General features: G+C 73.6%; 19 protein-coding genes. 14 read left to right on the forward strand and 5 right to left on the reverse strand.

From position 1 onward, the window contains the following. Positions 1–4 precede the first annotated feature (4 nt). From IO36_RS24255 to IO36_RS24265, 3 genes are all read left to right on the forward strand, one after another. On the forward strand, positions 5–1,462 hold the full coding sequence (locus IO36_RS24255; RefSeq protein ID WP_158997466.1) for an MFS transporter: 1,458 nt from the start codon (positions 5–7) through the stop codon (positions 1,460–1,462). A 207-nt stretch (positions 1,463–1,669) separates the two neighbouring features. Continuing rightward, the gene (locus tag IO36_RS24260) at positions 1,670–2,437 is read left to right on the forward strand and encodes an alpha/beta fold hydrolase (protein WP_037622943.1); all 768 of its coding nucleotides are present in this window, start codon (positions 1,670–1,672) and stop codon (positions 2,435–2,437) included. A gap of 226 nt (positions 2,438–2,663) precedes the next feature. Further along, positions 2,664–3,620: a L,D-transpeptidase gene (locus tag IO36_RS24265; protein ID WP_037622944.1), complete on the forward strand. Its 957-nt coding sequence runs from the start codon at positions 2,664–2,666 to the stop codon at positions 3,618–3,620. Between the two features lie 99 nt (positions 3,621–3,719). Here IO36_RS24265 and IO36_RS24270 read toward each other — a convergent pair whose 3' ends face one another. Next, positions 3,720–4,601 carry a diacylglycerol kinase family protein gene (locus IO36_RS24270; protein WP_037622945.1) on the reverse strand — a complete coding sequence of 294 codons (882 nt, stop codon included), beginning with the start codon at positions 4,599–4,601 and terminating at the stop codon, positions 3,720–3,722. A gap of 258 nt (positions 4,602–4,859) precedes the next feature. Continuing rightward, on the reverse strand, positions 4,860–6,449 hold the full coding sequence (locus tag IO36_RS24275) for an FAD-binding oxidoreductase (protein WP_037622948.1): 1,590 nt from the start codon (positions 6,447–6,449) through the stop codon (positions 4,860–4,862). A gap of 74 nt (positions 6,450–6,523) precedes the next feature. Between IO36_RS24275 and IO36_RS24280 the strand changes: the two genes are divergently transcribed. The 4 genes from IO36_RS24280 to IO36_RS24300 all read left to right on the forward strand — a co-directional run bounded on the left by IO36_RS24280 (position 6,524) and on the right by IO36_RS24300 (position 11,205). Further along, positions 6,524–7,123, forward strand: coding sequence for a TetR/AcrR family transcriptional regulator (locus IO36_RS24280; RefSeq protein ID WP_037622951.1), 600 nt, complete (start codon positions 6,524–6,526; stop codon positions 7,121–7,123). Continuing rightward, a complete protein-coding gene (locus IO36_RS24285) occupies positions 7,120–8,718 on the forward strand; it encodes a glycerol-3-phosphate dehydrogenase/oxidase (protein WP_037622952.1) in 1,599 nt (532 codons plus the stop codon). The genes IO36_RS24280 and IO36_RS24285 overlap by 4 nt, the downstream gene beginning before the upstream one ends. Before the next feature lie 790 nt (positions 8,719–9,508). Next, positions 9,509–10,261: a YoaK family protein gene (locus IO36_RS24295; protein ID WP_078943404.1), complete on the forward strand. Its 753-nt coding sequence runs from the start codon at positions 9,509–9,511 to the stop codon at positions 10,259–10,261. Between the two features lie 137 nt (positions 10,262–10,398). Beyond that, the gene (locus tag IO36_RS24300) at positions 10,399–11,205 is read left to right on the forward strand and encodes a hypothetical protein (RefSeq protein WP_158997468.1); all 807 of its coding nucleotides are present in this window, start codon (positions 10,399–10,401) and stop codon (positions 11,203–11,205) included. A gap of 39 nt (positions 11,206–11,244) precedes the next feature. Here IO36_RS24300 and IO36_RS24305 read toward each other — a convergent pair whose 3' ends face one another. Together IO36_RS24305 and IO36_RS24310 are read right to left on the reverse strand one after the other, a co-directional pair. Beyond that, positions 11,245–12,093 (reverse strand): YhjD/YihY/BrkB family envelope integrity protein, encoded by an 849-nt coding sequence (locus IO36_RS24305; protein ID WP_051900895.1) that lies wholly within the window; start codon positions 12,091–12,093, stop codon positions 11,245–11,247. A 301-nt stretch (positions 12,094–12,394) separates the two neighbouring features. Beyond that, complete coding sequence (locus IO36_RS24310; protein WP_245173459.1) at positions 12,395–14,152, reverse strand: arabinofuranosidase catalytic domain-containing protein; 1,758 nt, start codon at positions 14,150–14,152, stop codon at positions 12,395–12,397. Between the two features lie 628 nt (positions 14,153–14,780). Here IO36_RS24310 and IO36_RS24315 point away from each other — a divergent pair. The 7 genes from IO36_RS24315 to IO36_RS24345 are packed head-to-tail and all read left to right on the forward strand — an operon-like array spanning position 14,781 to position 24,061. After that, entirely contained in the window at positions 14,781–17,597 is a 2,817-nt protein-coding gene (locus IO36_RS24315; protein ID WP_245173460.1) for a phosphoenolpyruvate synthase, read from the forward strand. After that, positions 17,594–19,246, forward strand: a complete 1,653-nt coding sequence (locus IO36_RS24320) for a nucleotidyltransferase family protein (RefSeq protein ID WP_037622960.1) — start codon at positions 17,594–17,596, stop codon at positions 19,244–19,246. Before IO36_RS24315 ends, IO36_RS24320 begins: the two co-directional genes overlap by 4 nt. A 53-nt stretch (positions 19,247–19,299) precedes the next feature. Then, positions 19,300–20,526, forward strand: a complete 1,227-nt coding sequence (locus IO36_RS24325) for an SDR family oxidoreductase (protein WP_078943406.1) — start codon at positions 19,300–19,302, stop codon at positions 20,524–20,526. Beyond that, positions 20,523–21,467, forward strand: a complete 945-nt coding sequence (locus IO36_RS24330; RefSeq protein WP_037622961.1) for a nucleoside-diphosphate kinase — start codon at positions 20,523–20,525, stop codon at positions 21,465–21,467. The genes IO36_RS24325 and IO36_RS24330 overlap by 4 nt, the downstream gene beginning before the upstream one ends. 11 nt (positions 21,468–21,478) lie before the next feature. After that, on the forward strand, positions 21,479–22,459 hold the full coding sequence (locus IO36_RS24335; protein WP_051900896.1) for a ScbA/BarX family gamma-butyrolactone biosynthesis protein: 981 nt from the start codon (positions 21,479–21,481) through the stop codon (positions 22,457–22,459). A 46-nt stretch (positions 22,460–22,505) separates the two neighbouring features. Next, positions 22,506–23,408: a hypothetical protein gene (locus IO36_RS24340; protein ID WP_037622962.1), complete on the forward strand. Its 903-nt coding sequence runs from the start codon at positions 22,506–22,508 to the stop codon at positions 23,406–23,408. After that, a complete protein-coding gene (locus IO36_RS24345; RefSeq protein ID WP_037622963.1) occupies positions 23,405–24,061 on the forward strand; it encodes a nitroreductase family protein in 657 nt (218 codons plus the stop codon). Before IO36_RS24340 ends, IO36_RS24345 begins: the two co-directional genes overlap by 4 nt. A gap of 67 nt (positions 24,062–24,128) precedes the next feature. Here IO36_RS24345 and IO36_RS24350 read toward each other — a convergent pair whose 3' ends face one another. After that, positions 24,129–24,869 (reverse strand): DUF4142 domain-containing protein, encoded by a 741-nt coding sequence (locus IO36_RS24350; RefSeq protein WP_037622965.1) that lies wholly within the window; start codon positions 24,867–24,869, stop codon positions 24,129–24,131. Positions 24,870–24,963: the final 94 nt, after the last annotated feature.

Consider the following 24,963-nt stretch of genomic DNA (forward strand, 5'->3'; position numbering starts at 1 on the left):
CGTGGTGAGCGGATCCGCAGGCCGGACGACCCCCCTGTTCTCGCGCCGGGACCGCGCCGTCATCGCCGCCGCCTCGATCGCCGTGCTGCTGGTCGAGCTGGACTGGTTCGCGCTGAATCTGATGCTGCCCGTGATCGCCCGCGATTTCGGCACCCCCGCCACCGACCTGCAGTGGCTGGTGAGCGGCTACATGCTCACCCTGGGCGCCCTGATGATCGTCGGCGGGAGGGCCGCCGACCTCTACGGCCGAAGACGGGTCATCGTCGTCGGACTGACCGGCTTCGCCGTGATGTCGGTGGTGTGCAGCGCCGCGCAGAACGCGGCCTGGCTCACCGTGGGACGGGTGGTCCAGGGCATGACCGCCGCCCTGGTCCTGCCGATCGCGGTGGCCGTGGTGACCGCGCACTTCCGTGACGCCCGGCAGGGCAGGGCCGTCGGAACGGTCCTCGCCTTCAGCGCGGTCGGCACCGCGCTCGGCCCCTTCGTCGGCGGCTCGTTCGCCGAGCTCGTCAGCTGGCGCGCGGTCTTCCTGCTGAACGTGCCCTTCTGTCTGCTGGCCGTCGTCCTGACCCTGCGGTACGTGACGGAATCGCGGGACGAGACCGCAGCGCGCGGCATGGACCTGCCCGGTGCCGTCACCCTGGCCGTCGCCCTGACCGCCGTGATGCTCGGCGTCGACCAGGGATCGGACTGGGGCTGGGACTCGGCGGCCACCGTGGCGTGCTTCACCGTGGGCGTGGTGATGCTGGGCCTGTTCGTCCTGGTCGAGCGGCGGGCGGCGGAACCCCTGATCGATCTGTCCCTGCTGCACAACCGGCCGTTCGTGACCGTGACCGTGGCCGGGACGGTGTCGAACATCGTGTACTGCCTGGTCGCGGTGCTCGCGGCGCTGTATCTGGAGCAGGCGCGCGGACTGTCGCCGCTGGAGTCGGGCGTGGTGTTCCTGGCGCTGTCGGCGGGCGTCGGCGCGGCGAGCTACTGGTCGGGGCACCTGGCGCACCGGTGGCGGGCGGAGGTGCTGATGGCGGTGGGCCTGCTGCTGAGCGGGGTGGCGCTCGCCGCGCTGACCTGGGCGCGCCCGCTGCCGCTCTACGCCGCCGTGTTCGCCGTGGTGGGAGCGGGCGTCGGGCTGGGCTGGGCGCTCACCAACGCGGCGACCCAGTCGTACGTGTCCGCCGGGCGGCTGGCGGCGGCCTCGGGACTGGTGCTGACCTCGCTGGTGCTGTGGGGCGCGGTCGCCGTGACGGTGGCCGCCACCGTGCTGGAGGAGATCAGCGGCTCCACCGGCGCCGCCGCGTCCGACGGCTCGGCGATCGACGGGGTGCTGCGGGTGGCCGCCGCGCTCGCCGTGGCCGGTGCCGTCGCCCTCGTGCCGCTCGTCCGCTCGGGCCGGGGCACTCTTGTACGAGGACCCGCGAGGGCCCCGGAGGAGGTCGACGTGGCTCCCCGCGGCCGCTCGTAGCACCGTCGTGGCGAGGCCGCGGAAAACCGGCGGCGGTCCGCGGCGGGCGCTGATAGCTTTCTCGCGTCCGTGACACCGCCCGAGGAGGTGAGACCCGTGAACGCTGTACCGACGTGGGTGCTCCCCCTTGTGATCACGGCCGGACGACCGACATAGGTGTCGCCGGGAGCGCCTCGACCATCAGGCACTCCCGAAGGGCAACACCTCATGCACTCTCTTCAGTTCACCCACCGCTCGTCCTCGGACGGCGTCACCGAACGCGACTTCGTCGTGGACGGTGTCCCCGGCGTCCTCTGGTCGCCCTCCTCCGGCGCGGACCGTGCGCCGCTCGTGCTGATGGGGCACGGCGGCGGCAACCACAAGAAGCATCCGGCGATGGCCGGCCGCGCGCGCCTGCTGGTGACCGGCTGCGGCTTCCACGTCGCCGTCCTCGACGCCCCCGGCCACGGTGACCGGCCCCGCTCGGAGCACGACGAGCGCGAGATCGCCGAACTGTTCCGGGCCAGGGAGGCGGGCGAGCCCGAGGGCCCGGTCGTCGTCCGCTACAACGACCATCTGGCGCGTATCGCCGTACCCGAGCTGCGGGCGGCCCTGGACGCGCTCCAGGAGCTCCCGGAGATCGGCCCGGACGGGCCGGTCGGGTACTTCGGCCTCAACATGGGCACCGCGATCGGTGTCCCGTTCGTGGCCGCCGAACCCAGGATCACCGCGGCCGTCCTCGGACAGCACTGGCCCGACCGGCTGGCCGAGAAGGCGAAGGAGATCACCGTCCCGGTCGAGTACGCCATGCAGTGGGACGACGAGCACATCCCCCGCGAGGCCGCGCTCGCCCTGTTCGACGCCTTCGCCTCGAAGGAGAAGACGCTGCACGCCAACTCCGGCCGGCACAAGGAACTGCCCCGGTTCGAGGCCGACAGCGCGGTCCGCTTCCTCGCCCGGCATCTGGTCCGGCCCGGCGAGACCTCCGGCGCCTGAGGCGGCCTGATGTGACGGGGTGTCGGCGCCCGGCCCGGACGCCGGGCGCGGGCACCCCGGCGTGTAATCCCGCTCCGAACGGGCAGACGACGTCTCCCGAGTCGGGTTTTGAACTGCGCTTTACACATCCGCTGCAACCGTGCGGCGGCGCCCGCAGTCCAAAAGAGAAGTGAGGCAGGCACGATTGTGAGCCGGGGTAAAAGTGAAGCGACGTAGCGGGATATCGATGGCACTCGTCATGACGGCGGTGCTGGCGGGGGCCAGTGCCTGTGGCGGGGGTACGACGCCTAAGGCGAGTTCGGACGACGGGAAGGGCGGGTCGAAGAAGCCGGCGGCCAGCGCCAAGCCGACTCCGACGAAGCCCGCCGGGCCGCCGATGCTGTTGGAGACGATCACGCCGCAGACCGGCGCCACGGTCGGCGTCGCGATGCCGATCTCGGTGATCTTCACCAACCCGGTGGGGCAGAAGGCCCGTGCCGACGTCGAGAAGCACATGAAGGTCACCAGCTCCCAGCCGATGACGGGGGCCTGGCACTGGTTCGGTGACCGGCGCGCCGACTGGCGGCCCAAGTCGTACTGGGCGACCGGCACCAAGGTGAAGATCACCGCCGACCTGAAGGGTGTCTCCAACGGCAACGGCCGTTACGGCACCCGGTCCTACGTGCACGACTTCACCGTCGGTGACGACGTCCGCGCGGACGTGTCCGTCACCGGTCACACGATGAAGGTCACGAAGAACGGCGCGCCCGTGAAGACGCTGTCGATCAACGCGGGCAGCGCCGAATACCCGACGTGGAACGGCGTGATGGCGGTGATCGACAAGCAGGAGAAGGTCCACATGACCTCGTGCAGCGTCGGCATCAGCTGCAACAAGGGCGACGCGAACTACTACGACCTGACCCTTCCCTGGGACGTGCACCTGACCCAGTCCGGGACCTACGTCCACTACTCGACCGGTGACCCGAACCCGGGCAGCGGCAGCGCCCGTGGCTCGCACGGCTGTGTCCACCTGTCGATGTCCGACGCCAAGTGGTTCTACGGCCAGGTCAAGCAGGGCGACCCGGTGTCCGTCACCGGCTCCCCGCGCGCGAAGGCCTCGGCCGACAACGGCTACGCCTCGTTCAACCTGAGCTGGGACCAGTGGCTGGCGGGCAGCGCGAGCGGCGAGACCACCGCGGGCTGACCGGCGGCGGTACGCCGGGGACGGGCTGTCCAGGGCCTGTCCGGCACTCCGCGTCGTCGCCCGATGGGCGGACGGGAGTGGTCGGACAGGCCCTTCGGCTCAGCAGAGCATGGACAGATCGCCCGGCCGTACCCGGGCCGTGACGGGGAGGGTGGCCTCGACCTCCCCGTCGGCCCCGTAGGGCACGGGCCGGTCCGCCTCGATGCGGATCTCCCGGCCCCGCAGGATGACCACTTCCGGCCGGGCGGTGTGCGCTCCGGTCTTGAGCTCGTTCATGAGGGTGAAGAACAGCCGGCGCGGGGCCTCGCGGATCATGACGACGTCCAGCAGGCCGTCGTCCGTCAGGGCCGCGGGCGCGATGATGCGCCCCGAGCCGTAGAACGCGGAGTTCGCGGCCACGACGGTGTAGCCCCGGTGCAGGTGCTCCTGCCCGTCGACCGTGACGCGGTAGGACACCGGACGCCAGCCGGTGACCGCGCGCAGACCTCCCGCGTAGTACGAGGCCGCACCGCGCAGCACGCGCGCCTGGTTGGCGTGCCGATTGGCGAGCGCGTCGACGCCCGCGTACACGCTGCCGAGCACCACGGTGCGCGGGTGGACCGCCGACTCGACCTCGATCGTGTCGACGCGGCGGGGCTCGTGGCGCAGCAGGACGCGGGTCAGGTCCTCGGGGGCGGTGGGCAGCCGCAGCGCGCGGGCGAAGTCGTTGCCGCGGCCGGCCGGGACCAGTCCCAGCACGGTGTCCGTGCCGCTGAGGGCGCCGCCGATCCCGCCCGCGATGCCGTCGCCGCCCACGGCCAGGACGATCCGGCCCCGCTCGCCGGCGCGGCGCGCCAGTTCCTGCGCGTGGGCCAGGCTGCGGCTGTACTCGGTCTCCAGCCCGGCTCCGGCCTCCCGCAGCAGCCGGGCGACGGGGAGCAGCGCGGCCGCCCCGGTGGAGCCGCCCGCGGTGGGATTGACGACGGCGGTGAACTGTCGCATCGGAGTGCCTCCGGGCAGTGACGGTGGGACGGAGCGGGACAGGACGGGGGCGGGGCGCCCGATCGGGGCGCCGCCCCGGGACGTGCGCGGCGGCGGACCGGCCCGCCGCCGCGGTGGAAGGTGCGGACCGAGCCGGGCCTCGGGAGGGGGTGCGGTTCGGACCTGCCTCGCGAGAGCGTGCGGTTCGGACCGGCCCCGCGGGTAGCGTGCGCGGCCACGGATCGGACCGGCCCCGCGGAGCGGCGTGCGCGGTCGGATTCAGTCGACCGGGAGCAGGATTCCGGGGTTGAGGACGCCGTCGGGGTCCAGGCGGCGCTTGACGGCCCGCAGGGCCTCGACGCCGAGCGGTCCCGCCTCGCGGAGATACCAGTCGCGGTGGTCCGTGCCCACGCCGTGGTGGTGGCTGATGGTCCCGCCCGCGTTCAGCACGGCCTCGTTGGCGGCTTCCTTGGCCGGTGTCCAGTGGGCCACGGCGTCCTCGCCCTGGGCGGAGACCACCGTGAAGTAGAGCGAGGCGCCGTTCTCGTAGACGTGCGAGATGTGGCACATGACCAGCGGCGGGGTTCCCGCGGCGGTCAGCGTGTCGGTCAGCGCGGTACGCACGGCGGCGTACAGCTCGGGGACGCGGGACCAGAAGGTCGCGGTCTCCAGGGTCTCCGCGAAAGCCCCGGCGTCGAGGAGCGCGTCGCGCAGATAGGGCGCCGAGTAGCGGCCGTGCGCCCAGCGTTCGCCGGGCTCGGCGCCCAGATACGTACCCCCGGCGGCGCGCAGCACCGCCGCCGCCTCCTCGCGGCGGCGCGCGGTCTCCTCCTCGGTCCCCTCGTACCCGGCGATCGCCGTGCAGCCGGCCGCCGCCGCGGCGTCGGCCGCGCCGATGGCGTCGGGCTGGGCGAGTCCGACGAACGTCTCGGTCTCGTCGGACAGCCGCAGCACCGTGGGGCGCGGGCCGTCCTGGGCGAGCCGGCGCAGTGCGGTCGCGCCCTCCTCGAACGAGGCGAACCGCCAGCCCTCGTAGACCCGTGTCCGGGGCAGCGGCCTGATCCGCACGGTGACGGAGGTGATGACGCCGAAGGCGCCCTCGGAGCCGAGGATCAGCTGCCGCAGGTCGGGGCCGGCCGCCGAGCGGGGGGCCCGGCCCGTGTCCAGGGTGCCCTCCGGGGTCGCGACCGTCAGACCGAGGACCATCTCGTCGAACCGGCCGTATCCGGCGGAGGCCTGGCCACTGGAACGGGCGGCGGCGAACCCGCCGATGGTGGCCCATTCGTAGGACTGCGGGAAGTGGCCGAGGGTGAAGCCGTACTCGGCCAGCAGGGCCTCCGCGTCGGGTGCGCGCAGGCCCGGCTGGAGCGTCGCGGTCCGCGAGACGGGGTCGATGGCGAGCATCGCGTTCATCCGGCGCAGATCGAGGGCGACGAAGGCGCTGCGCTCCGGGGCGAGGCCGCCGACGACGGAGGTGCCGCCCCCGAACGGGACGACGGCGAGGCCGTGTTCGGCGCACACGCGCAGGACGGCGAGCACCTCGTCGTGGGTCGCGGGCAGCACCACGGCCGCGGGGGCGTCCCCCGCGTCGCCGCCGCGGATCCGCAGCAGATCGGGTGTGGACTTCCCGCGGGTGTGCCGGATCCGGCTCTCCGCGTCGGTGCGCACGTGCGCCGCGTCGCCGACCGCGTCCGCGAGCGCGCGCAGGGCGTCGGCCGGCGCGGGCTCGGCGAGGGGGATCTCGTCGAGGGCGTGCGGGGCGGTGTCCAGCGGCTTCACCCCGAGCAGGTCCCGCAGCAGGCCGGTCACCGCGTCGGGCAGCGGTGCCGCCTTCGCCGGGTCGCCCCAGCCACTCCACAGCATGTCCATGAACGTAGTCCTCATCGGTCGGTTCGCGACGCGCCGGCTCCCGCACGGCCGCTCAGGGCGTTACACTGTGACACATGGTGCCCATTCGTCACAACCATCCGGACGGGGACCCCGTCCTCGACGCCGTACGCGACTGTGTCCTGGCGGTCGGAGTCCGGCGAACCACCCTGACCGACGTGGCCCGCCGCGCCGGTGTCTCCCGCATGACGCTCTACCGGCGCTGGCCCGACGTGCGCTCGCTGGTCGGCGACCTGATGACCCGTGAATGGATCGACGTGGCGACCCGCGCCATGCCGGAGCCGCAGCCGGACGGGCACGCGCGGACCCTGATCGTGGACGGACTCGTGGCCGGGGTGGAGGGCTTCAGGGCCCACCCCCTCTTCCGCAAGATCATCGACGTCGACCCCGAACTCCTGCTCCCCTACGTCCTCGACCGCCGCGGAGCCAGCCAGGAAGCCCTCCTGGAACTCCTCGCCGACGCCCTCGAGCAGGGGCACACCGACGGCTCGGTGCGGCTCGCCCCCACGCGCCGCCAGGCCCGCTCCGTGCTGCTCGTGGTGCAGTCGTTCACCCTGTCGCTGCGCACCATGACCGACGAGGACGACCCCGAACTGACCAGCACCGCCTTTCTCGACGAGCTGCGCACCCTTCTGGAGAGGACCCTCACGCCATGAGTCCCACGAGCAGTCCGTCCGGCCCGGCCGCCCCGGCGCCCGGATCCTCGCTCTCCGCCGCCCGCCGCCGCCGTGAACTCGCCGAGGCGATCGGCGGCGACACCGTGGACGTGCTGGTCGTCGGACTCGGCGCCACCGGTGCCGGCGTCGCCCTGGACGCCGCCGCGCGCGGACTGAGCGTCGTCGCCGTCGACGCCCACGACCTCGCCTTCGGCACCTCGCGCTGGAGTTCCAAGCTGATCCACGGCGGACTGCGCTACCTCGCCTCCGGGCAGCTCGACGTCGCCCACGAGAGCGCGGTCGAACGCGGTGTCCTCATGGAGCGCACCGCCCCCCACCTCGTACGGGCCCAGCCCTTCGTGCTGCCGCTGACCCCGCTCGTCTCCCGCGGTCAGGCATCCCTGGCCTGGGCCGGATTCCGGGCCGGGGACACCCTGCGGCTCGCCGCCCGCACTTCCCGCGCCACCCTGCCCGCGCCGCGCCGCCTCTCCGCGGTGGAGGCCCGGCACCTGGCGCCCTCGGTGCGTCCCGCGGGGCTGCGCGGCGGACTGCTGTCCTGGGACGGCAAGGTGACCGACGACGCCCGGCTCGTCACCGCGCTCGCCCGCACCGCCGCCGCCCACGGCGCGAAGATCCTCACCCGGGTCAGGGTGCTCGGGACCGGCGGGGCCGTCGCCCGCGTACGCGACGAGCTCACCGGGGAACAGGGCGAGATCAGGGCCCGCGCGGTCGTCAACGCCACCGGGGTGTGGGCGGGCGACCTGGTCGACGGCATCCGCATCCGCCCCTCGCGCGGAACCCATCTGGTGCTGCGCTCCGACCTGTTCGGGCCGCTGCCCGCCGGACTGCACATCCCGATCCCGGGCGAGACCAACCGGTTCGTCCTCGTCCTCCCGCAGGACGACGGCCGCGTGTACGTCGGACTGACCGACGAACCCGTCGACGGGGACCTGCCGGACGTGCCCGAGGCGCCCGAGTCGGACATCGGCTTCCTGCTGGACGTCGTCGGCTCGGCCCTGGACACCCCGGTCCGGCGCCACGACGTGGTGGGTGCCTTCGCCGGGCTGCGCCCCCTGCTCGACGCGGCGCCCGCCCGCTCCGGAGAGGCCGCCCGCACCTCCGACATCTCGCGCCGGCACGCCGTCCTCACCTCCGACGACGGGGTGACCACCGTGGTCGGCGGCAAGCTCACCACCTACCGGCGGATGGCCCAGGACGCCGTCGACGCGGCGGTCGACGCCAGGGGGCTGCGGGCCGGCCCCTCCACCACCGCCTCGCTGCCGCTCGTCGGCGCGGCGGCCCCGCACCGGCTCGGAGCACTCGCCGCCCCCGCCCGTCTGATCCGCCGGTACGGCGCCGAGGCCCCGGCCGTCCACGCCCTCGCCGCCCGCGATCCGCGGCTCGCCGAGCCCGTGGTGCCCGGACACCCCGTCACCCGGGCCGCGCTGCTGTGGGCCGTGCTGCACGAGGGCGCCCTCGACGAGGCCGACCTCCTGGACCGCCGCACGCGCATCGGCCTGATACCCGAGGACCGGGCCGAGGCGCTGTCCGCGGCCCGCGAGGCCCTGGACACGGCCGCGACCCGGCTGACGTGACCTGCGCGACAGGGGCACCCAGTCGGCCTGCGTCGCGGGGTACGGGCACCTGGCCGGCCTGAGCTGCGGGGTACGCGGCGCCCGGTTGGTCTGAGTGGCGGGGTACAGGCACGTGGCCGGCCTGACGTGCCGGGTACGGGCACCCAGTCGGCCTGAGTCGCGGGGTACGGGCGCCCGGCCGGCCTGACGTGCGGAGGACAGGGCCCCGGCTGGTCCGACCCGCGCGGCACGGCCACCCGGTTGCCCATGCCCCGCGCGGCACCGGCATCGGGTCGTCGTGCCGCCGCCGGCCACCGCGCCGCACGGCCACCGCGCCGGAGGACCACGGCGGGTGCTGCGGTGCCGAGCTCTCCCGGACACCGTGCCGTACGGCCGTCGCGGCGTGCGGGCACGGTGCCCTGGCTCCACGGCGACGCTCGGCCTCCGCGGGCGGTGCGGCACCGGGCTGTCAACGGCCTGCTTCGCCGTCCGCCGGCCGTACGTCCCGAAGGTGGGTCGGGCCGTGGCCGACGCCGGACCGCGCTGGGCAAGTGGCTGACCGCGCCGAGTCGACGCCCGACCGCGCTGACGCCGAACCTCGCCCAGCCGATGGTCGGCCGCGCCCAGCCGAACGTCGACCGCGCCGAGCCGACGCCCGACCGGCTCCAGCCGCCGCCCGAACACACCGTCCCCGCGATCCGGACCCGGACCCTGGCCCGGACCGAGACCGGGACCGTCCATTGGCGGCACGTGCCGTGTGTGTCGGCCCCGTCGGCGGGGCCGTGCGGGCCGCGTTCCCGAGACTGGCCCCATGAGTGAACAAGTCGGTCCGTCGGCGTCCGCGTCGGCGGCGCGACGGGAACGTCAGCAGACCGTGGTCATGGCGACCCTCACTGTCCTGGCCGGCGCGGTCGACGCGATCAGCTTCCTGACCATGGGACACGTCTTCACCGCGCTGGCCACCGGCAATCTGCTCTTCCTGTCCTTCGCCGTCGCCGGTGAGGGCGAGCTGCCGGTGGCCCGCCCCGCGATCGCCCTCGGCGCCTTCGTCCTGGGAGCCGCCGCCGGGGCCCTCGCCACCGGTGGCCTCGTCGCACGGCACCGGCACTGGTTCGCGGCCGCGCTGGCCGTGGAAGGGGCGCTGCTGGCCCTCGCCGGGGGTACGGCACTGTGGCGGCACGGCACCGGCTCGCTCACCGCGCACCCGGACAACCTGGTCATCGCCGTCGTCGGGTTCGCGATGGGCCTGCGCGCGGACACCGCCCTGCGCGCGGCGGTTCCCGGAATGCCGACCCTGCTGATCCAGGTGTCCCTGGTCCGTCTCGTCCACGGACTCACGGGTGCCACCGGGGCCGGTGTGGCGGCCGGCCCGCACCCCTTGCCCCGGGTGCGGCTCGTCGCGACCGTCGCCGGCATCTTCGCGGGCGGTGTCCTCGGCACCCTCATCACCCAGTGGGGCACGGGCCGGGCGCTGCTCGCCGTCGCGGCCGCCGTCCTGGTCACCGCCGCGACCAACGTCGTCCTGGCCCGGTACCACCTCCTCTCACCCGAACTCATCGGCTGAGCCGCACCGTTCGCGCGCGAGGTGCCGTGATTGCCGGGAACCGGCAGTCCAGCGGGGTCCGGATGTTTCCGGGACCCGGCGTGTCGGCCGGTCGGGCACGTATGACCTAATGCTCCCGGAGCGAAGGAGCGACGGGAGTGGCTGTGCAGTCGGTGGACCGGTCGGTGTCGGAGCGGATCCGGCGGGGGTGGTGGCACGCGGCCGCCTGGACGCTGCTCGGACTGGTGCTGTCGGCGGTGGCAGCGGTGCCGGGCTTCCTCGTGCCCGAGCGGGTGGCCACGGAGGCGGCCTTCCGGCACGCCCGTCCCTGCGCCGCCGACCTCGTGGAGAGCGGCACGGGGATGAGCTGCCTGCGCACGGTCCGGGGCACGGTCCTCTCGGCCGGGATCGCCAAGAGCGGCAGGACCAAGGTCTTCCGTGTGCGGCTGCGGCCGCCGGTTCCGGCTCCCGCCGATCAGTCCATGGACCTCGACGCGCACGGCGACCTGTCCGAACTCATCCGGCCGGGCGAGCGGGTGAACGTCACCACCTGGCGCGGGGACGTGGTCGCGGTCAGCCAGGACGGCGTCCGCGAGCAGCTCCCGGGGCTGCCGGACGAGGCCCCCACCGTCTTCACCGGGGCCGCGCTGGCCGCTGCCTGGCCGGCCGCACTGGCCTTCGTCGCCGCCTTCGGCAGCGCCCGGCGGGCCCGCTGCCTAGCCACCGGACGACCCGTCGTCCCCCGGGTCCCCTTCAACGGGGTGAAGTTCGTGGCGGTCGTGGCCGTGCCGCTCTTCGCGGCCTTCTGCGGCGGTCACTTCTGGGACCTGTGGACGGCCGTGGTGATGACCGTGGTCATCTGGGGTCTGATCGCCGTGCCGGCCACGATCCTCGCGCTGCGCTGGGACCGCGAGCCGTCCTCGACGCCCCCGCCGGCCGTCGCCCCGGCGCCGCGCTCGGCGTGAGCCGCTGAACCGACGCGAGGCAGGCGTGCCGCCCCGGACTCAGGGCTCGCGCCGACGGATCCACCGCGGCGGGCGCAGCTTGGCGGAGAGCTCCTCGTGCGCCAGCCGTCCGAGCAACGCGCCGCCGAACACGACGACTCCGACACCGACGAGCCAGGACTGCACGACCAGGACGGTGCCGAAAGGCCCGTAGGTCACGGTGCCCGAGGCGATCAGGGGCGAGAACACGCGACGGGAGAAGACCCGCAGGCCCAGCAGGCCGAGCGCGGTGAGCACCGCGCCGGGCAGCGCGGCCCGGCCGCGGATCCTGCCGCCGAGCAGCATCCACTGCGACCACCAGAAGAAGAGCACGGCGCTCAGTGCCGCGGCCAGTGTTCCGGCGGTCGAGTGGCGCCACAGGGTCGTGGTCGCGGTGACGTAGAGGGTGCCGATCAGCACGGCGAGCCAGAGGACCTGGCGCCATCGGGCGTACCAGCGGCCCGGCGGCAGGTCCCAGACCTTCTCGTAACCGGTCTGCACCGCCGCGCCGAAGCTCAGGCCGAAGACGGCGAGGGCGGCGAGACCGAAGGCCGTCGTGGTCCGCCGTACCTGCGCGGGCCCCGCGAACAGCCGCGCGACTTCGTCCCGGGCGGCCCGCGAGACCCCGAGTCCGTCGCCCAGCCACTGGGCGAACCCCCGCCCGTTCTCCGGATCGGCGGCCGAGACGACGATCAGCAGCGGTACGAGCGTGAGGAAGCCGAGGGCCGCGAAGCCCAGCGACCGCTGCCCGAGCTCGATGGCCCGCCCGTGCCGCCATCCCCGGGCGACGGCGGAGTCGCGCAGCGCGGCGGAGCGCCGTTCCCGCGGGGTGGGACGGTCGTCGTCGGATGAGGAAGCCCTGTTCGGCATGCAGGTCGATTACCACACACGAGGTCGGCGCCGACAGCATCAGGACACCCAGGACACCCGTGTCCACCCGCGCCGCACCGGAGGGACGGCAGGGGCGAGCCCTTCGCACCGGCCCTTCGCACCGGCCCTTCGCACTGGGCCCTTCACACCGGGCCGGACGCCCGCTCCCTGTCTGACGCCCATTCCCAGGCCGGTGCCGAATGCCCGGGCCGCACACCCAGGCCGGTGCCGAACGCCCGTGCCGGACGCGGAGGCCCGGCCGGACGTCGGGTCCGGCCGGGCCGAGGGCGGTGACGCGGGGTCAGCCCAGTGCGAACTTCTGGGCGGCCGCTCCGTTGCAGTCCCAGATCTGCAGCCGCGTCCCGTTGGCCGTCGCCCCGTCGGGGGAGTCGAGGCAGCGGCCCGACTGCGGGTTGAGCAGCGAGCCGTCGGCCTGCTGCTGCCAGACCTGGCCGCCGGCCCCGTTGCAGTCCCACAGCTCGACCTGGGTGCCGCCCGCGGTGCCGTTTCCGTTGATGTCGAGGCAGCGGCCCAGTGCGTGCAGCCGGCCGTCCGAGCTGTGGAACCAGTGCTGGTCGACCGCGTACGACTGGCAGTTCCAGAGCTGGACGGCGGTCCCGTTGGAGCCGTTGTCGTCACCCGCCACGTCCGCGCAGGTGCCGCCGGGAGCCGCGATCGGAGCGCCGGCGTTGACCGAGAACCGCTGGGCGGCGGAGCCGTTGCAGTCCCAGATCCTCAGCCGGGTGCCGTTGGCCGTGGCACCGTTGGGGGAGTCGAGGCAGCGGCCGGACTGCGGGTTGAACAGCGAGCCGTCGGCGCGCTGCACCCACTTCTGGCCGCCGACCCCGTTGCAGTCCCAGAGCTCGACGTTCGTGCCGTTGGCGGTGCCGTTCCCGACGATGTCCAGACAGCGGCCGATGGTGCCCAGCGATCCGTTCGCGTTGTGCGTCCAGAACTGGTCCTCGGCGTACGACTGGCAGTTCCACAGCTGTACGGCTGCGCCGTTCACCCCGGTGTCGTCGGCGGCGACGTCGACGCACTGGCCGCCGGGGCCGCCGATGGTGGCCTGTGGACCGTTGGGCACGTTGGTCTGGCCCGCGTAGCCCACGGAGACGATGTTCGCCTGGACGGCGTTCTCGGCCGCGTCGGTCGGATAGCCCGCGACCATGACGCCCTCGAAGAAGGTCCCCATGTTCCAGTTGCTGTTGTCACCGCCGGTGCCGAGGATGATGCCGCCCTCCTGGTGCATCGGCCGGTAGCCGCCCCGGCTGGGCAGGGCTCCGTCCCACCAGGTCGTCAGGCCCCCCGACTGGGAGTTCCCTCCCTTCAGTGCGTACGTGGTCTGCCCGTTGTTCTTGAGCACGGCCGTGACGTACGTGCTGTTGTTGCCCTTGTTCGCGGTGTTGGAGCCGTTGTCGCCCTGGAACATGCCGTTCTCCAGGTCGGCCTCGATCCAGGGGCCCGAGCCGCTGCACGGTGCGAAGTAGCAGGTGGTGGCGATGGAGACCGCGTCCATGTGACCGTTGCCGGTGTCGGCGGGGGTGGCCTCGGCGTTGCCGTAGTCGAAGCAGCAGGCGGAGCCGACGTGGGTGCCGCTGGCGACCATGTAGGCGCCCTCGGGCCGGCCGTTCACCGCGACGCCGGACGCGGCGCCGTGCGAGCGATAGCCCACCCCGGGCGAGATCCAGATCCCGTACACCTTGTGGCCGCCCGCCGTCACGGACAGTTCGGCGGCGTCCGCGCCCCGGTCGGCACCCATGCCGGCCGTGCCCGCGGGCCCGGGGAACAGGTCGTTGTGGCGGGACGTCTGGTCGTACACCTTGGAGATGCTGCAGGTGGTGTTCGCGCAGAAGGCGTCCTGCTGCCCGGCGTTGGCGTAGCCGCCGGCGGCCAGCAGCCCGATGTCCGAGGTCGCGCCGTCCGAGACGCGGGTGACCTGGTACAGCGGCCCGTTGTACGCCGCGAACAGCGCGCGGGTCGTGCTGTGGGCGGCGACGCACGGGGTGCCCGCGGCACCGTAAGATGTCGCAGGGCTGGGACGTCGCGGCCCGGGCGACACCCGGCATCCCCGCCAGGACGGTCACCAGGAGGCCCAGGACGGCCGCGACGGACAGCAGGGCACGGCGCAGCCGGGACGCCGGGTCTGCCGCTGGGGACGGGAAGAGACGCGAGGAGGCAGATCTTCTTCTGCGCATGTGTGCTCCCGGAGTGGAGGGTGGAGCTACAACTCGCCCTCGGGACAGCCGAGTTCAGGCTGCCTGGCGACTGAGACGGAAGTTACAAGCGCTGGTTGATTGCGTCAATATTTGTTGCTTTCCTTTCTGCTCGCCCCGGTAGCCGTGTCCGAACGTGTGGCTTTGTGGCGGGCGTTGGTCCACGCGGCGCTCCGCCGGGGCCCGGGCCCGCGATCCGCGAGGCGGCGGCGTGGCGCGACGTACACGGTGTTACCGCCGGGTATGACCGCTCGGCCCCGGCCCGCCGACGGAGCCCGGCCGATCCACTTCGGCCGGATCGTCCCGTTTCCCCGCGCGGCGGCGCCATCCGTCCTGAACAGCGGCGCGCGATCGGAATTTGAATGGGATACGACGACCGAAAAGCGCCTACGACGGCCAGGGGGAGTTTTTTCGACCGGCCCTGCTGTGCAACATTCGGGCGAGGCCGAGCACCACCCTTGGAGGGGAAGCGCATTGTCGCCCACCACGGGATCCGAGCACGGGTCCCCGCACGTCCTCACGCCGTCAAGTGACGCATCCATTGCCGCCGAATGGGCCGGTGGAAAAGGGAAGAACCTGCACGCCCTGACCGCGTCCGGATTTCAAGTACCGCGTTGGTCGATCATCGGCCTGGACGTTTTCGGCGAATTCTGCCGCGACGGCGGCCTGGACGGGCAGTTGAGGCGCCTGCTCGCCGGCGACCTGGAGGCGCGGGCGGGCCGGATCGCCGCCGAGATCGCCCGGCTGATCGAGGACGCGCCGCTCGGCGACCGGCTCACCGACGCCATCGGACTGGCCTACGGTCTGGCCGGCGGCGGCGCGGTCGCCGTGCGCTCCTCGGGCCCGCAGGAGGACGGCGAACGGCACTCCTTCGCCGGCCAGTTCGACACCTTCCTCAACGTCCGTGGACTCGACGAGGTCGTCGCCCACGTCCGCCGCTGCTGGGCCTCGGCGTTCTCCGAACGCTCCCTGCGCTACCGGGCGCAGCACCGGCTGCCGGTGGACACCGGCGGTGTCGCCGTCGTCCTGCAGCACATGGTGGCCGCCGAACTCAGCGGGGTGCTGTTCACCACGGACCCGGTCACCGGACGCACCGACCGCTACGTCGTGAGCGCCGTCCACGGACTGGGGGAGGGGCTCGTGTCCGGCGCCGTCGACGCCGACACCGTCGTCCTGGACGCCACCACCGGCGAGCCGCTGACCACGGTGATCGGCGAGAAGAAGGAGCGGTACGACGCCGGCCCCGGGCCCGGCTGCCAGGTGTCGCGGGTCGCCGACGAGGACCGTGCCGCGCTGTCCCTGACCTCCGACAGGCTGGAGCTGCTGCACACGGCCGGCTCCCGGCTGACCGCCCTGTTCGGCACCGCCCAGGACATCGAATGGGCCTTCGCCGAGGACGTGCTGTGGATCCTGCAGAGCCGGCCCGTCACGACCCCCGCCCCCGCCGCCGAGGCCGCGCCGGAACCCGGGCGGGATCTGCGGCTCTGGGACAACTCCAACATCATCGAGAGCTTCAGCGGTGTCGTGTCCCCGCTGACCTACAGCTTCGCCGCCGACACCTACGCGAAGGTGTACGACAGCTACGCCCGCGCCCTCGGGGTCCGCGGGGAGCGGCTGCGCGAGGCGCAGGAGTGGACCCCGCACCTGCTCGGCCACATCCACGGACGGGTCTACTACAACCTGTTCCACTGGTACCGGATGGTGCGCCTGGCTCCGTTCTACCCGCTCAACCGGCGTGTCCTGGAGAAATCCCTGGGCGTCGCCGAGAGCATTTCCGACGAAGTCGCGGACTCGCTCCATCCGTTCACGCCCCGGACCGGACTGCGCGGTCAGGTTTCGCGTCTGACACGTACGGTCATCTTTGCCGGAAGATTTCTCAGCATCCGGAAATCGGTCGCCACGTTTCATCGAGATTTCTATCGCGCGTACACGGTATTCAACAATGTCGACTACGACGCCCTGCCGGGAGACGAGACCTACCGCCGATTCCGGCGACTGCAACGGGAACTCATCGAGAAATGGGGCCCGATGCAGACCCTCGACGCGACGATCCTGCTCTCCGTCGGACTGCTGGCCCTGCTCACCCGCCGCTGGCTGCCGGAGGCACCCGAGTGGTTCACCTGGGCGGCGGCCGCCCCCGGCAAGGCCGTCGAGTCCGCCGAACCCGTCTGGGCCCTGCGCGAGCTGGCCGCCCAGGCGCGCGCCGACAGCGAGGTCCTGGCACTCCTGGAGCGCACCCCGGACGCCGACGCCCACCAAGCGCTGCACGAGGCCGGTCACACCCGGTTCCTGCGCGCCGTCGACGCCTACATCGCCGACTACGGCTACCGCAGCCCCGACGAACTCAAGCTGGAGGTCCCCGACCTGCGGGAGAACCCGGCGGGACTCTTCACCCTGCTCCGCGAGACCCTGCCGGAGACCGGCACCGCAACCGGCACCGGGGACGCAGCCGGTACCGACACCAGTGACAGCGACGGCCGGGTCCTGGCGGACCGCGGTTCCGAGGCCGACGCCTACCTCGACGAGCACCTGAGCCGGCCGCGGCGCTGGGTGTACGAACGGGTGCGGGGCAAGGCCCGCGCCGCGCTCGCCGACCGGGAACGGCTCAGGTTCTGCCGCACCCGCGCCTTCGGAGCGGCCAAACGGATGCTGCGCGCCCTCGGCCGCGACCTCGCGCGCGCCGGCGCCATCGACTCCTGGGACGACATCTTCTTCCTGCGCCTGGACGAGGTCCGGGGCGCCTACGAGGGCATGATCGACCACACCGAACTGCGGGACCTGGTCGCGCTGCGGCGCCGGCAGCAGGCCGCCGACGCCGCCCTGCACGCCCCGTCCCGCTTCACCACCCGCGGCGCGCCGTACTGGTCGGGCAACCTCGAACGCGCCGGCTGGAGCGGCGGCCCGGCCGTCACCGGCGGCGCCCGCGAACTGAGCGGAGTCCCCTGCTGCCCCGGTGTCGCCGAAGGCCCCGCCGTGGTCACCGACACCCCGCGCGACATCGGCGGCGGCGTCCTGATCACATATCGCACCGACCCGGGCTGGGTGACCGCGCTGTCCTCGGCCGCCGCCCTGGTCATCGAGCGCGGCAGTCCCCTGACCCATGTGGCCGTCGTGGCCCGGGAGCTGGGCATCCCGACCGTCGTCCAGGTCGAGGGCGCCACCACCGGGATCCGCTCCGGCACCCGGCTGCGGGTCGACGGCGCCGCCGGGACGGTCACCGTGGTCGAGGCCCCGCCCCGGGACGGCACGGACGCCGCCCCGGACAGCCCCCGAACGGAGACACGTCAGTGATCCTCACCGAGGAACGGCTGCAGGACCTGCTCGACAAGTCGCTCGCCGAACTGCCCCCGGACACCGAGTGGGCCGTGACCCTGGAGGGCTCCATCGCCGAGGGGTTCGGCAACCCCTCCTCCGACATCGACTTCCTGCTCGTGAGCCGCCGCGCCGACGACCTCCCGACCATGCCGTCGCTGCTGTTCGTGGACGGCAGAAGGGTGGAGATCCGCACCCGGTCGGTGCGTCAACTGGCCGAACAGTTCCGGGAGGTGGAGCGCTCGGCCGGGCGCCCGGCGGGGATCTCCGAGGACCTCCTCAACCGCTGCCAGCGCGTCCTGCACAGCCATCCGCTGCGCGGCCACGCCCTCGTCGAGGAGGTGAAAGCGCTCCTGCCCGGGGAGCGGTTCCGCCGGATCACCGCCCACTGGTGGGCGCACCGGGCCCGGCAGTCGCTGCGGCACGCGCTGGCCCTGCAGTGCCTCGGCGAGAGCGACGAGGCGGTCGACTGGACCCGCGCCGCGCTCGTCCAGAGCGTCAAGTCCTGGGCGGCGGACCTCGGTGAGACCTATCTCGAACCCAAGTGGCTGTCCATGCAGCTGGACCGGGCGGGACGGACCGACGTCCGCGACCGCTACTGGGAGCTGGAGTCGGCCGCCGTGCCACCCGGCGACGCCGGAGCCGCCCACTTCCATCTGACCGCCTGCCTCGACTTCGCCGAGGACCTCGGGCTCACCGACCTCCCCCGGCGGCCCGAACGCCTCACCGTCGCCCGGGTGGCGGGGGTGACCACCTGGCAGACCGGTGAACGGGTCCACGTCGTCCGCGGCCGGCGTGACGTGTTCGCCCTCGGCGCCGACGCCGGCGGCGTGTGGCGCTCCCTCGTCCTCGGCCGGCCCCTGCCCCGCGTCCTGGCCGACAGCGCCGTCACCGGCGTCACCGACCCCGGCCGGATCGTCGCCGCGTTCCTGCGCCACGGACTGGTCCGCCTCGCCTGGAAGGGCGGCGGGACGGTCACCCCCGCCCTTCCGCTCGCCGCGCCACCCGGCCACGTGACCCCGCCGCCCTCCACCCTCCAGCCCCTGCTGTCGGTGGGCGGCGCGGCCGTCACCGGATCCCGCGCGGTCGACCTGATGCCCCTGCCCGCCGACCGGTTCGCCGCCGCCGCTATGGCCCTCGTGTGGTCCAACGTGGTGGTCGAGAACGCCGTCGAGGACCTGACCGGTGCCCTGCGGCGGGGTCAGCACCGGGTCGCCGAACTCACCGCGCGCCGCGCCGTGCACGCCGCGCTGCGCGGGCTGTTCAGTGCCCACGGGGTCAACCCGCTGCCCGCGGACACCGACCTCGTACGCCGCATGGAGCTGCTGCCCGAGGGCACCGTGCCGATCGGCGTGCGTGCCCGGGAACTCCTGGCGCGGGGCGTGCGGTCGGCGGAGGACGGCGACGCCCTCCGCGCGGAGCTGCGCCGCTTCATCGCGCTGGTCCGCGGTGCCGTCGGCGCCGACTCCTTCCCCCTGTCCTTCGACTCCGCGTACACCTGGCGGGCGACGCTCCAACTCGGCCACGACTGGCTGCGCATGGGCGCCCACCTCGGCGCGGAGCTGCCCATCGAGGAGGCCCGCGACCTGCTGGCCGGCAACGGGGCCCAGCCCCACCCGGCTCGCTGACGCCCCAGGACTCCCGAGCACCCGACTCGACGTTCCGCGCGGAGGATCCACCGATGTCCGATCAGACGCCTTCCGGTCCGACCGTTCCCGAGCCGAGGACCCCGGAGCCGCGGATCCCCGATCCGAGGACCCCCGATCCGAAGGTCCCTGAGTTGAAGACCCCCGATCCGAAGCCTCTCGATCCGGGGACCCGCGAGCGGCTGACGGTGCTGGTGACCGGCGCCAGCGGTTTCGTGGGGACCGAGGTGACCGCCCGGCTCACCGCCGCCGGCCACACCGTGCTCGCCGTGCTGCACCACAACGGCGACCTCGTCCGCAACAACGGCCGCGGACTCGCCCCCGGTCCGGGCACCCTCACCCGGATCGCCGGCGACGTCACCCGCCCCGGCCTCGGGCTGAGCGGAGACGACCGCCGTCTCGCCGCCGACGCCGACCGCATCGTGCACTGCGCCGCCGTCACCGACTTCGGGCTGCCCGGGGGCCGCTACGAGCGCGTCAACGTCGAGGGCACCCGGCACGTCCTGGGCCTCGCCCTGGCCGGCCGCACGCCCCTGGTGCACGTCAGCACCGCCTATGTGTGCGGCGAACGCGACGGCATCGCGTACGAGGACGAGCTCGAGGTCGGCCAGCGCCCGGGCAACGACTACGAGAAGAGCAAGCTGGCCGCCGAGACCCTGGTCCGCAAGGCCGCCGCGGACGGTCTGCCCGTGACCGTGGTGCGCCCGAGCATCGTCACCGGCGCCACCCGCACCGGCCGGGTCCGCGACCTCAAGACCGTCTACCCCGTCCTGCGGGTCCTGACCAGGGGCCTGCTCCGTACGGTCCCCGGCCACCTGGACGCCGTCCTCGACCTGGCCCCGGTCGACCGGGTCGCCGACCTGGTGACCGAGGCCGCCACCCGGTTCGAGGACGCGGAGGGCCGTACCCTGCACGCGGTCGGCCACGAGCTGACCCTGCGGGACATGTCCGACGTCCTCGCCGAGTACCCGTCCTTCCACGTACCGCGGTTCGTGCCGCCGTCCGCGTTCTCCGCCCGGGCCCTGCCGGGCCGCGAACGCCCGTACTACGACCGCGTCGTCTCCCTGTACGCCCCCTACTTCCGGCGCCGCGTCCGCTTCGACGCCACCCGTGCCGGGGCCTTCGGCCACCGTCCGCCCGCCAAGGGCGCGCACGCCTATCTGCGCCGCCTCCTCGACCACTGCCTCGCGACCGGCTATCTCGGCCCGCCGCCCCGCAAGGGGCCGCACGCCGCCCGACCCGACGGGAGCACCCACCGATGATCCCCGCCCACCTCGCCGAGCCCTCGTACGGCATACCCGTCTCACCGCTGCTCACCTGCCACCCCGACAAGCAGCGGCTCTACGGAGCCGACACCTACTACCAGGAGAGCCACGACCAGCTCGCCGCGCTCACCGCCGACGTCACCGGCTTCGCCCACCGGCACGCCATGCTGCTGCTCAAGCCCGACGCCGTCGTGGCCCGGCGGCTGGAGACCGCCGTGGACTGGCTGTCCGCGCGGGGCTTCAGGATCGTCGGCGCGGCCGTCACCCGGCTGACCCGCACCATGATCCGCTCCCTGTGGTACTTCCAGTGGAACCTCGCCACCCCGTACCGCAGGCGGCTGGCCGCCCTCTTCCTGGAGGACGCCGACGCCCTCGTCCTGCTCGTCCGCCCAGAGAACGACCTGGACGTGCCCGCCTCGGTCGAACTGACCCGGCTGAAGGGACCCACGGACCCGGACGCCCGCCGGCCCGGCCAGCTCCGCCATCTCCTGGGCCGCTACAGCTACTTGCTGAACCTGGTGCACACCCCCGACGAACCGGCCGACGTCCTGCGCGAGCTGGCCGTCCACTTCGACGACACCGGGCGCGACCGCCTCTTCCGCTCCGCCCTCGCCGACGAGGACCGTACCGAGGACGCGCTGGATCTGGCCGCCCGGCTGCACGCCGCCACCGAGCCCCGGGACCTCGACTTCGAGCCCGCCCTCGCCCGGCTGCGCGCCACCGTCTCCGAGTACGGGGGCGCCGATCCCCTCGCCCCTCCGCGCGCGTTGCTGGAGACCGCCTGGCGGCGGGGGACCGTCCTCGACCCGTGGGACACCGTCGTCGTCGGCTCGAAGGTCCTCCCGATGCGGCAGCCCGGCCGGGCGCCGGTGCTGGACGGGGCCGACGCCGACACCTGGCGCCGCCATCTGGACGCCGTCCGCGCCACCGCGAACTGAGGGGGCCGGCCGTGCAGTTCACCCGGAAGCTCCCCAAGGACCTGGTGCACCGCTCCGCGGTCGCGGAGGTGTTCCTGACCGACGCCGAGAGCCGCGGCGACGACGAGATGGTGCTGGCCGCGCGGTTCCCCCGGCGCCACGCCTTCTACGACGACGTCCTCGGCCCCGGCAGGCGCCTCGACCCCTTCCTGCTGCTCGAGGCGTGCCGCCAGGGCATCTTCGTGGTCGCCCACCGCCACCTCGGCGTCCGCCTGGGGCACAAGTTCCTGCTGCGGGCCATGGAGTTCGAGGTGCGGGACCCGTCCGCCCTCACCCGCCCCGAGGGACCCGCCGACGCGGTGATCACCAGCCGGATCGAGCGGCGGTTCCGCACCGGGGCCGGGATCAGGGGCCTGCGGCTCGCCTTCACGCTCGTCCTCGGCGACCGTGAGGCCCTGCGCGCCCGCATCGACTACTCCTGGATGACGCCCGAGGAATGGGCCGGTCTGCGGTCCGGGCAGCGCGGTGCCCTCGGCCTGCCCGCCGTCCCCGTCGCCCTGCGCGGACCCCACGTGGATCCCGCGCTCGTCGGCCGCCGCGCCCGCGCCAACACGGTGATCTCCCCGCCGCGCACCGCGGAGGACGGCACCCACACCGCACGCCTGGTGGCCGAGACCACCCACCCCACCCTCTACGACCACTGGGTGGACCATGTGCCCGGCATGCTGGAACTGGAGGCCTTCCGCCAACTCGCCCTGCGCGCGGCCGTGTCGGCCGGGACCGTCCGCACACCCAGCCCGCTGCCCGTGGCCCTGTCCGCGCACTTCCGGCGCTTCGCCGAGATGGACCTGCCGCTGGAGTGCCGGGCCGCCCCGCCCCTGCCGGGCACCGGCATCGAGTGCACTCTGCGCCAGCCCGGCGCGCTGGCCGCCGAGGGCGTCATCCGGCTCGCCGACGCGGACCCGGGACCGGCACGGGTCCTGCCGGCCCCGACCGCTCCCAGGGCCGCGTGAGCCCGTGCCGGCCCGTTCCCGAACCCCATCCGCCCGGACGGACGCCATGACCACCCTCACCGTCACCGCCCCGCGTGTCCCCGCCCGGCTGGGCCGCTTCCTGCTGGACAGGTTCCGGCCCCGGATCTACGTCACCTACGGACTGCTGTGGGTCCTCGCGCTCGAGGGCTCGGCGGTGTCCGCGGCCGGTACCGCCTGGCGTCCCTCGGCCGCCACCGGGATCCGGGTCGTCAGCGTCGTCCTGGCCCTGCTGTTCCTGCGCATACTGGACGAGCAGAAGGACCTCGCCCACGACCGGGTCCACCACCCGGAGCGGCCGCTGGTCACCGGCGCCGTCACCGCGGCCGAACTGCGCGGCGCCATGGCGGTGACCGCCGCCGTCGTGACCGGATTGAACGCGGCCCTCTCGACGGCGGCCGTCCTGCTGGTCCTCGCGGCCCTCGGCTACGCCCTGCTGCTCGTCCCGCTGGAGCGGCGGTGTCCCGCGCTCCGTGACCGGCCCCTGCTGGGCCTGGCGGTCACCTACCCGGTCCAACTGCTGCTCGGCGGCTATGTGTACGGCTCGCTCGTCGCCGCGGGCACCGTCACCGCCGGTCCGGGCGGCGCCCTGCTGCTCGTCCTGTGCGCCGGTGTCTTCCTGCACTTCGAGTTCGCCCGCAAGACCGCCTGGGAGGCGGCGCCGGGTGCCGGACTGTATTCGGCCGCCCTGGGCCCGAGGCGCGCCGCCGCGACGACCGTGGGCTTCGCGGCCGGCGCGGTCGTCTGCGAGATCCTGCTGTTCGCGCCGCGGGGCCCGCTCGCGCTGCTGCCCTGTGCGCCGGCCGTCCTCGCCGTGCACGGTGCCCGGCGGTTCCTGGCGGCGGGACGCGGCGGGTGGCCGATGCTCCCGGCGACCGTCTTCGTCGCGGGCACCCACCTGGCGCTCACCGCGCTGGCGGTGCTGCGATGACGACCGGCGAACCGCCTCTGTCCTGCGAGGAGTTGCTCACCACCACACGGTCCGTGCGGCACGGCCTCGACCTGGACCGTCCGGTGGACCCCGCCGTGGTCGAGGACTGTCTGCGCATCGCCCTGCAGGCGCCGAACGGCAACAACCGGCAGAACTGGCGATGGATCGTGCTCACCGACCCGGACGTCCGCGCGGCCGTCGCCGAGGTGTACCGGGCCGCGTTCCACGAACGCAACGCCGCCGGTCTCGGCCGGCTCGCGGAACTGCCCGGCCCCGCGCGTTCCGTGCTCACCGCCGCCCGGAGCCTCGCGGACCGGCTGCACCGGGTGCCGGTCCTCGTCATCCCCTGTCTCGAACTGGACGGCGGGCGGCTGCCCGAGGGCAACCAGGCCGGTGTGTGGGGGTCGTTGCTGCCGGCCGCCTGGAGCTACGCGCTCGCCGCCCGCAGCCGGGGCCTGGTCACCGCCTGGACGGCGGTCCACCTCGATCGCGAACGGGAGGTCGCCGACCTGCTGGGACTGCCGCCGACCGTCCGTCAGGGCGCACTCCTGCCGACGGCCCATCCGCTGCGGAGCACCTTCCGCCCCGGTCCGCGGCTGCCCCTGGACCGGGTCCTGCACCGCGACGGCTGGCAGGGCACGCGGCCGGACTGACGTCCGGGCTGCCGGCCCGCAAGGGCCGGCAGGCGCTCCCGGGGGCCGACGCGGCCGGCCCGGCCGGTCAGCCGACCGTCGGGCTGGGCGTCGGGGTGTCCGTGTGCACGTTCAGGTCGGGGCGGGGGGTGAGGACCACCGTCGGGGCGCCCGGCTGCGGCGGGGGCGGGGTGAGCTGGTCCTTGGGGAGCGTGGGCGGGGCGCTCTGCTGGGCGATGACCTGGTCGAAGTTGATCGTGCCGGTCTTCTCCATCATGGTGATGTGGTCGAGGACCGTGTCGTTGGCGAGGTTCGCGAGCTCGCGCACGAGGGAGTTGTTCGTGGTGGCGCGCACCTTGGCGATCACCGAGAAGATCGAACCGTGCGTGACGCGCAGGATGTTGGCGGCCGTCGTGTCGAACGCCTTCCCGCTCTGGGCGACGGAGGTGGCCACGAACTGCTGCTGCTGCGGGGACGCCTGGTTGGGCAGCGTGATGTTCAGCTGGGCGGCGACCTTGCGGTCCAGCTCGTCCAGCCGGGCGTGCCCGACGATCAGGTGCTTGCCGGCCTCCCGCATCGCCGGCGTCGAGCCCTTCTTCAGCGCGATCTCGCCCAGCGGGTACTCCCACAGGCCGGCCGCGCGGACCTTGACGACGAAGTCCCGGTCGGCCTCGGTGAGCGGACCCCACTGGGTGTCGGAGATGACACGCGTCTGGGCGCTGGACGCGGTCTGGTAGCCGAGCATGGTCGGATACACCAGCGCGGCCAGGGTCAGGGTCAGCGCGCCGCCCACGAAGACCGTTCCTGCCAATTTGCGTGAGACGGGCATGATGCCTCCTGACGAATTGATCAGATTTCACAGGGGGTACGGATGTCGACGCCCCATTGATCATTTTGAAGGGTAAAATCTGGGCCCCTCTCCG

The sequence above is a fragment of the Streptomyces aureus genome (assembly GCF_000725495.1).
Lineage (GTDB): Bacteria > Actinomycetota > Actinomycetes > Streptomycetales > Streptomycetaceae > Streptomyces > Streptomyces aureus_B.

What these genes read in the sequence shown, in the direction of transcription:
- IO36_RS24265 (WP_037622944.1), top strand. Translation starts at nt 2,664, where the DNA reads ATGGCACTCGTCATGACGGCGGTGCTGGCGGGGGCCAGTGCCTGTGGC.
- IO36_RS24270 (WP_037622945.1), bottom strand. Translation starts at nt 4,601, where the DNA reads ATGCGACAGTTCACCGCCGTCGTCAATCCCACCGCGGGCGGCTCCACC.
- IO36_RS24280 (WP_037622951.1), top strand. Translation starts at nt 6,524, where the DNA reads ATGGTGCCCATTCGTCACAACCATCCGGACGGGGACCCCGTCCTCGAC.
- IO36_RS24325 (WP_078943406.1), top strand. Translation starts at nt 19,300, where the DNA reads ATGTCCGATCAGACGCCTTCCGGTCCGACCGTTCCCGAGCCGAGGACC.
- IO36_RS24260 (WP_037622943.1), top strand. Translation starts at nt 1,670, where the DNA reads ATGCACTCTCTTCAGTTCACCCACCGCTCGTCCTCGGACGGCGTCACC.
- IO36_RS24305 (WP_051900895.1), bottom strand. Translation starts at nt 12,093, where the DNA reads ATGCCGAACAGGGCTTCCTCATCCGACGACGACCGTCCCACCCCGCGG.
- IO36_RS24285 (WP_037622952.1), top strand. Translation starts at nt 7,120, where the DNA reads ATGAGTCCCACGAGCAGTCCGTCCGGCCCGGCCGCCCCGGCGCCCGGA.
- IO36_RS24275 (WP_037622948.1), bottom strand. Translation starts at nt 6,449, where the DNA reads ATGGACATGCTGTGGAGTGGCTGGGGCGACCCGGCGAAGGCGGCACCG.
- IO36_RS24330 (WP_037622961.1), top strand. Translation starts at nt 20,523, where the DNA reads ATGATCCCCGCCCACCTCGCCGAGCCCTCGTACGGCATACCCGTCTCA.
- IO36_RS24295 (WP_078943404.1), top strand. Translation starts at nt 9,509, where the DNA reads ATGAGTGAACAAGTCGGTCCGTCGGCGTCCGCGTCGGCGGCGCGACGG.
- IO36_RS24350 (WP_037622965.1), bottom strand. Translation starts at nt 24,869, where the DNA reads ATGCCCGTCTCACGCAAATTGGCAGGAACGGTCTTCGTGGGCGGCGCG.
- IO36_RS24340 (WP_037622962.1), top strand. Translation starts at nt 22,506, where the DNA reads ATGACCACCCTCACCGTCACCGCCCCGCGTGTCCCCGCCCGGCTGGGC.
- IO36_RS24345 (WP_037622963.1), top strand. Translation starts at nt 23,405, where the DNA reads ATGACGACCGGCGAACCGCCTCTGTCCTGCGAGGAGTTGCTCACCACC.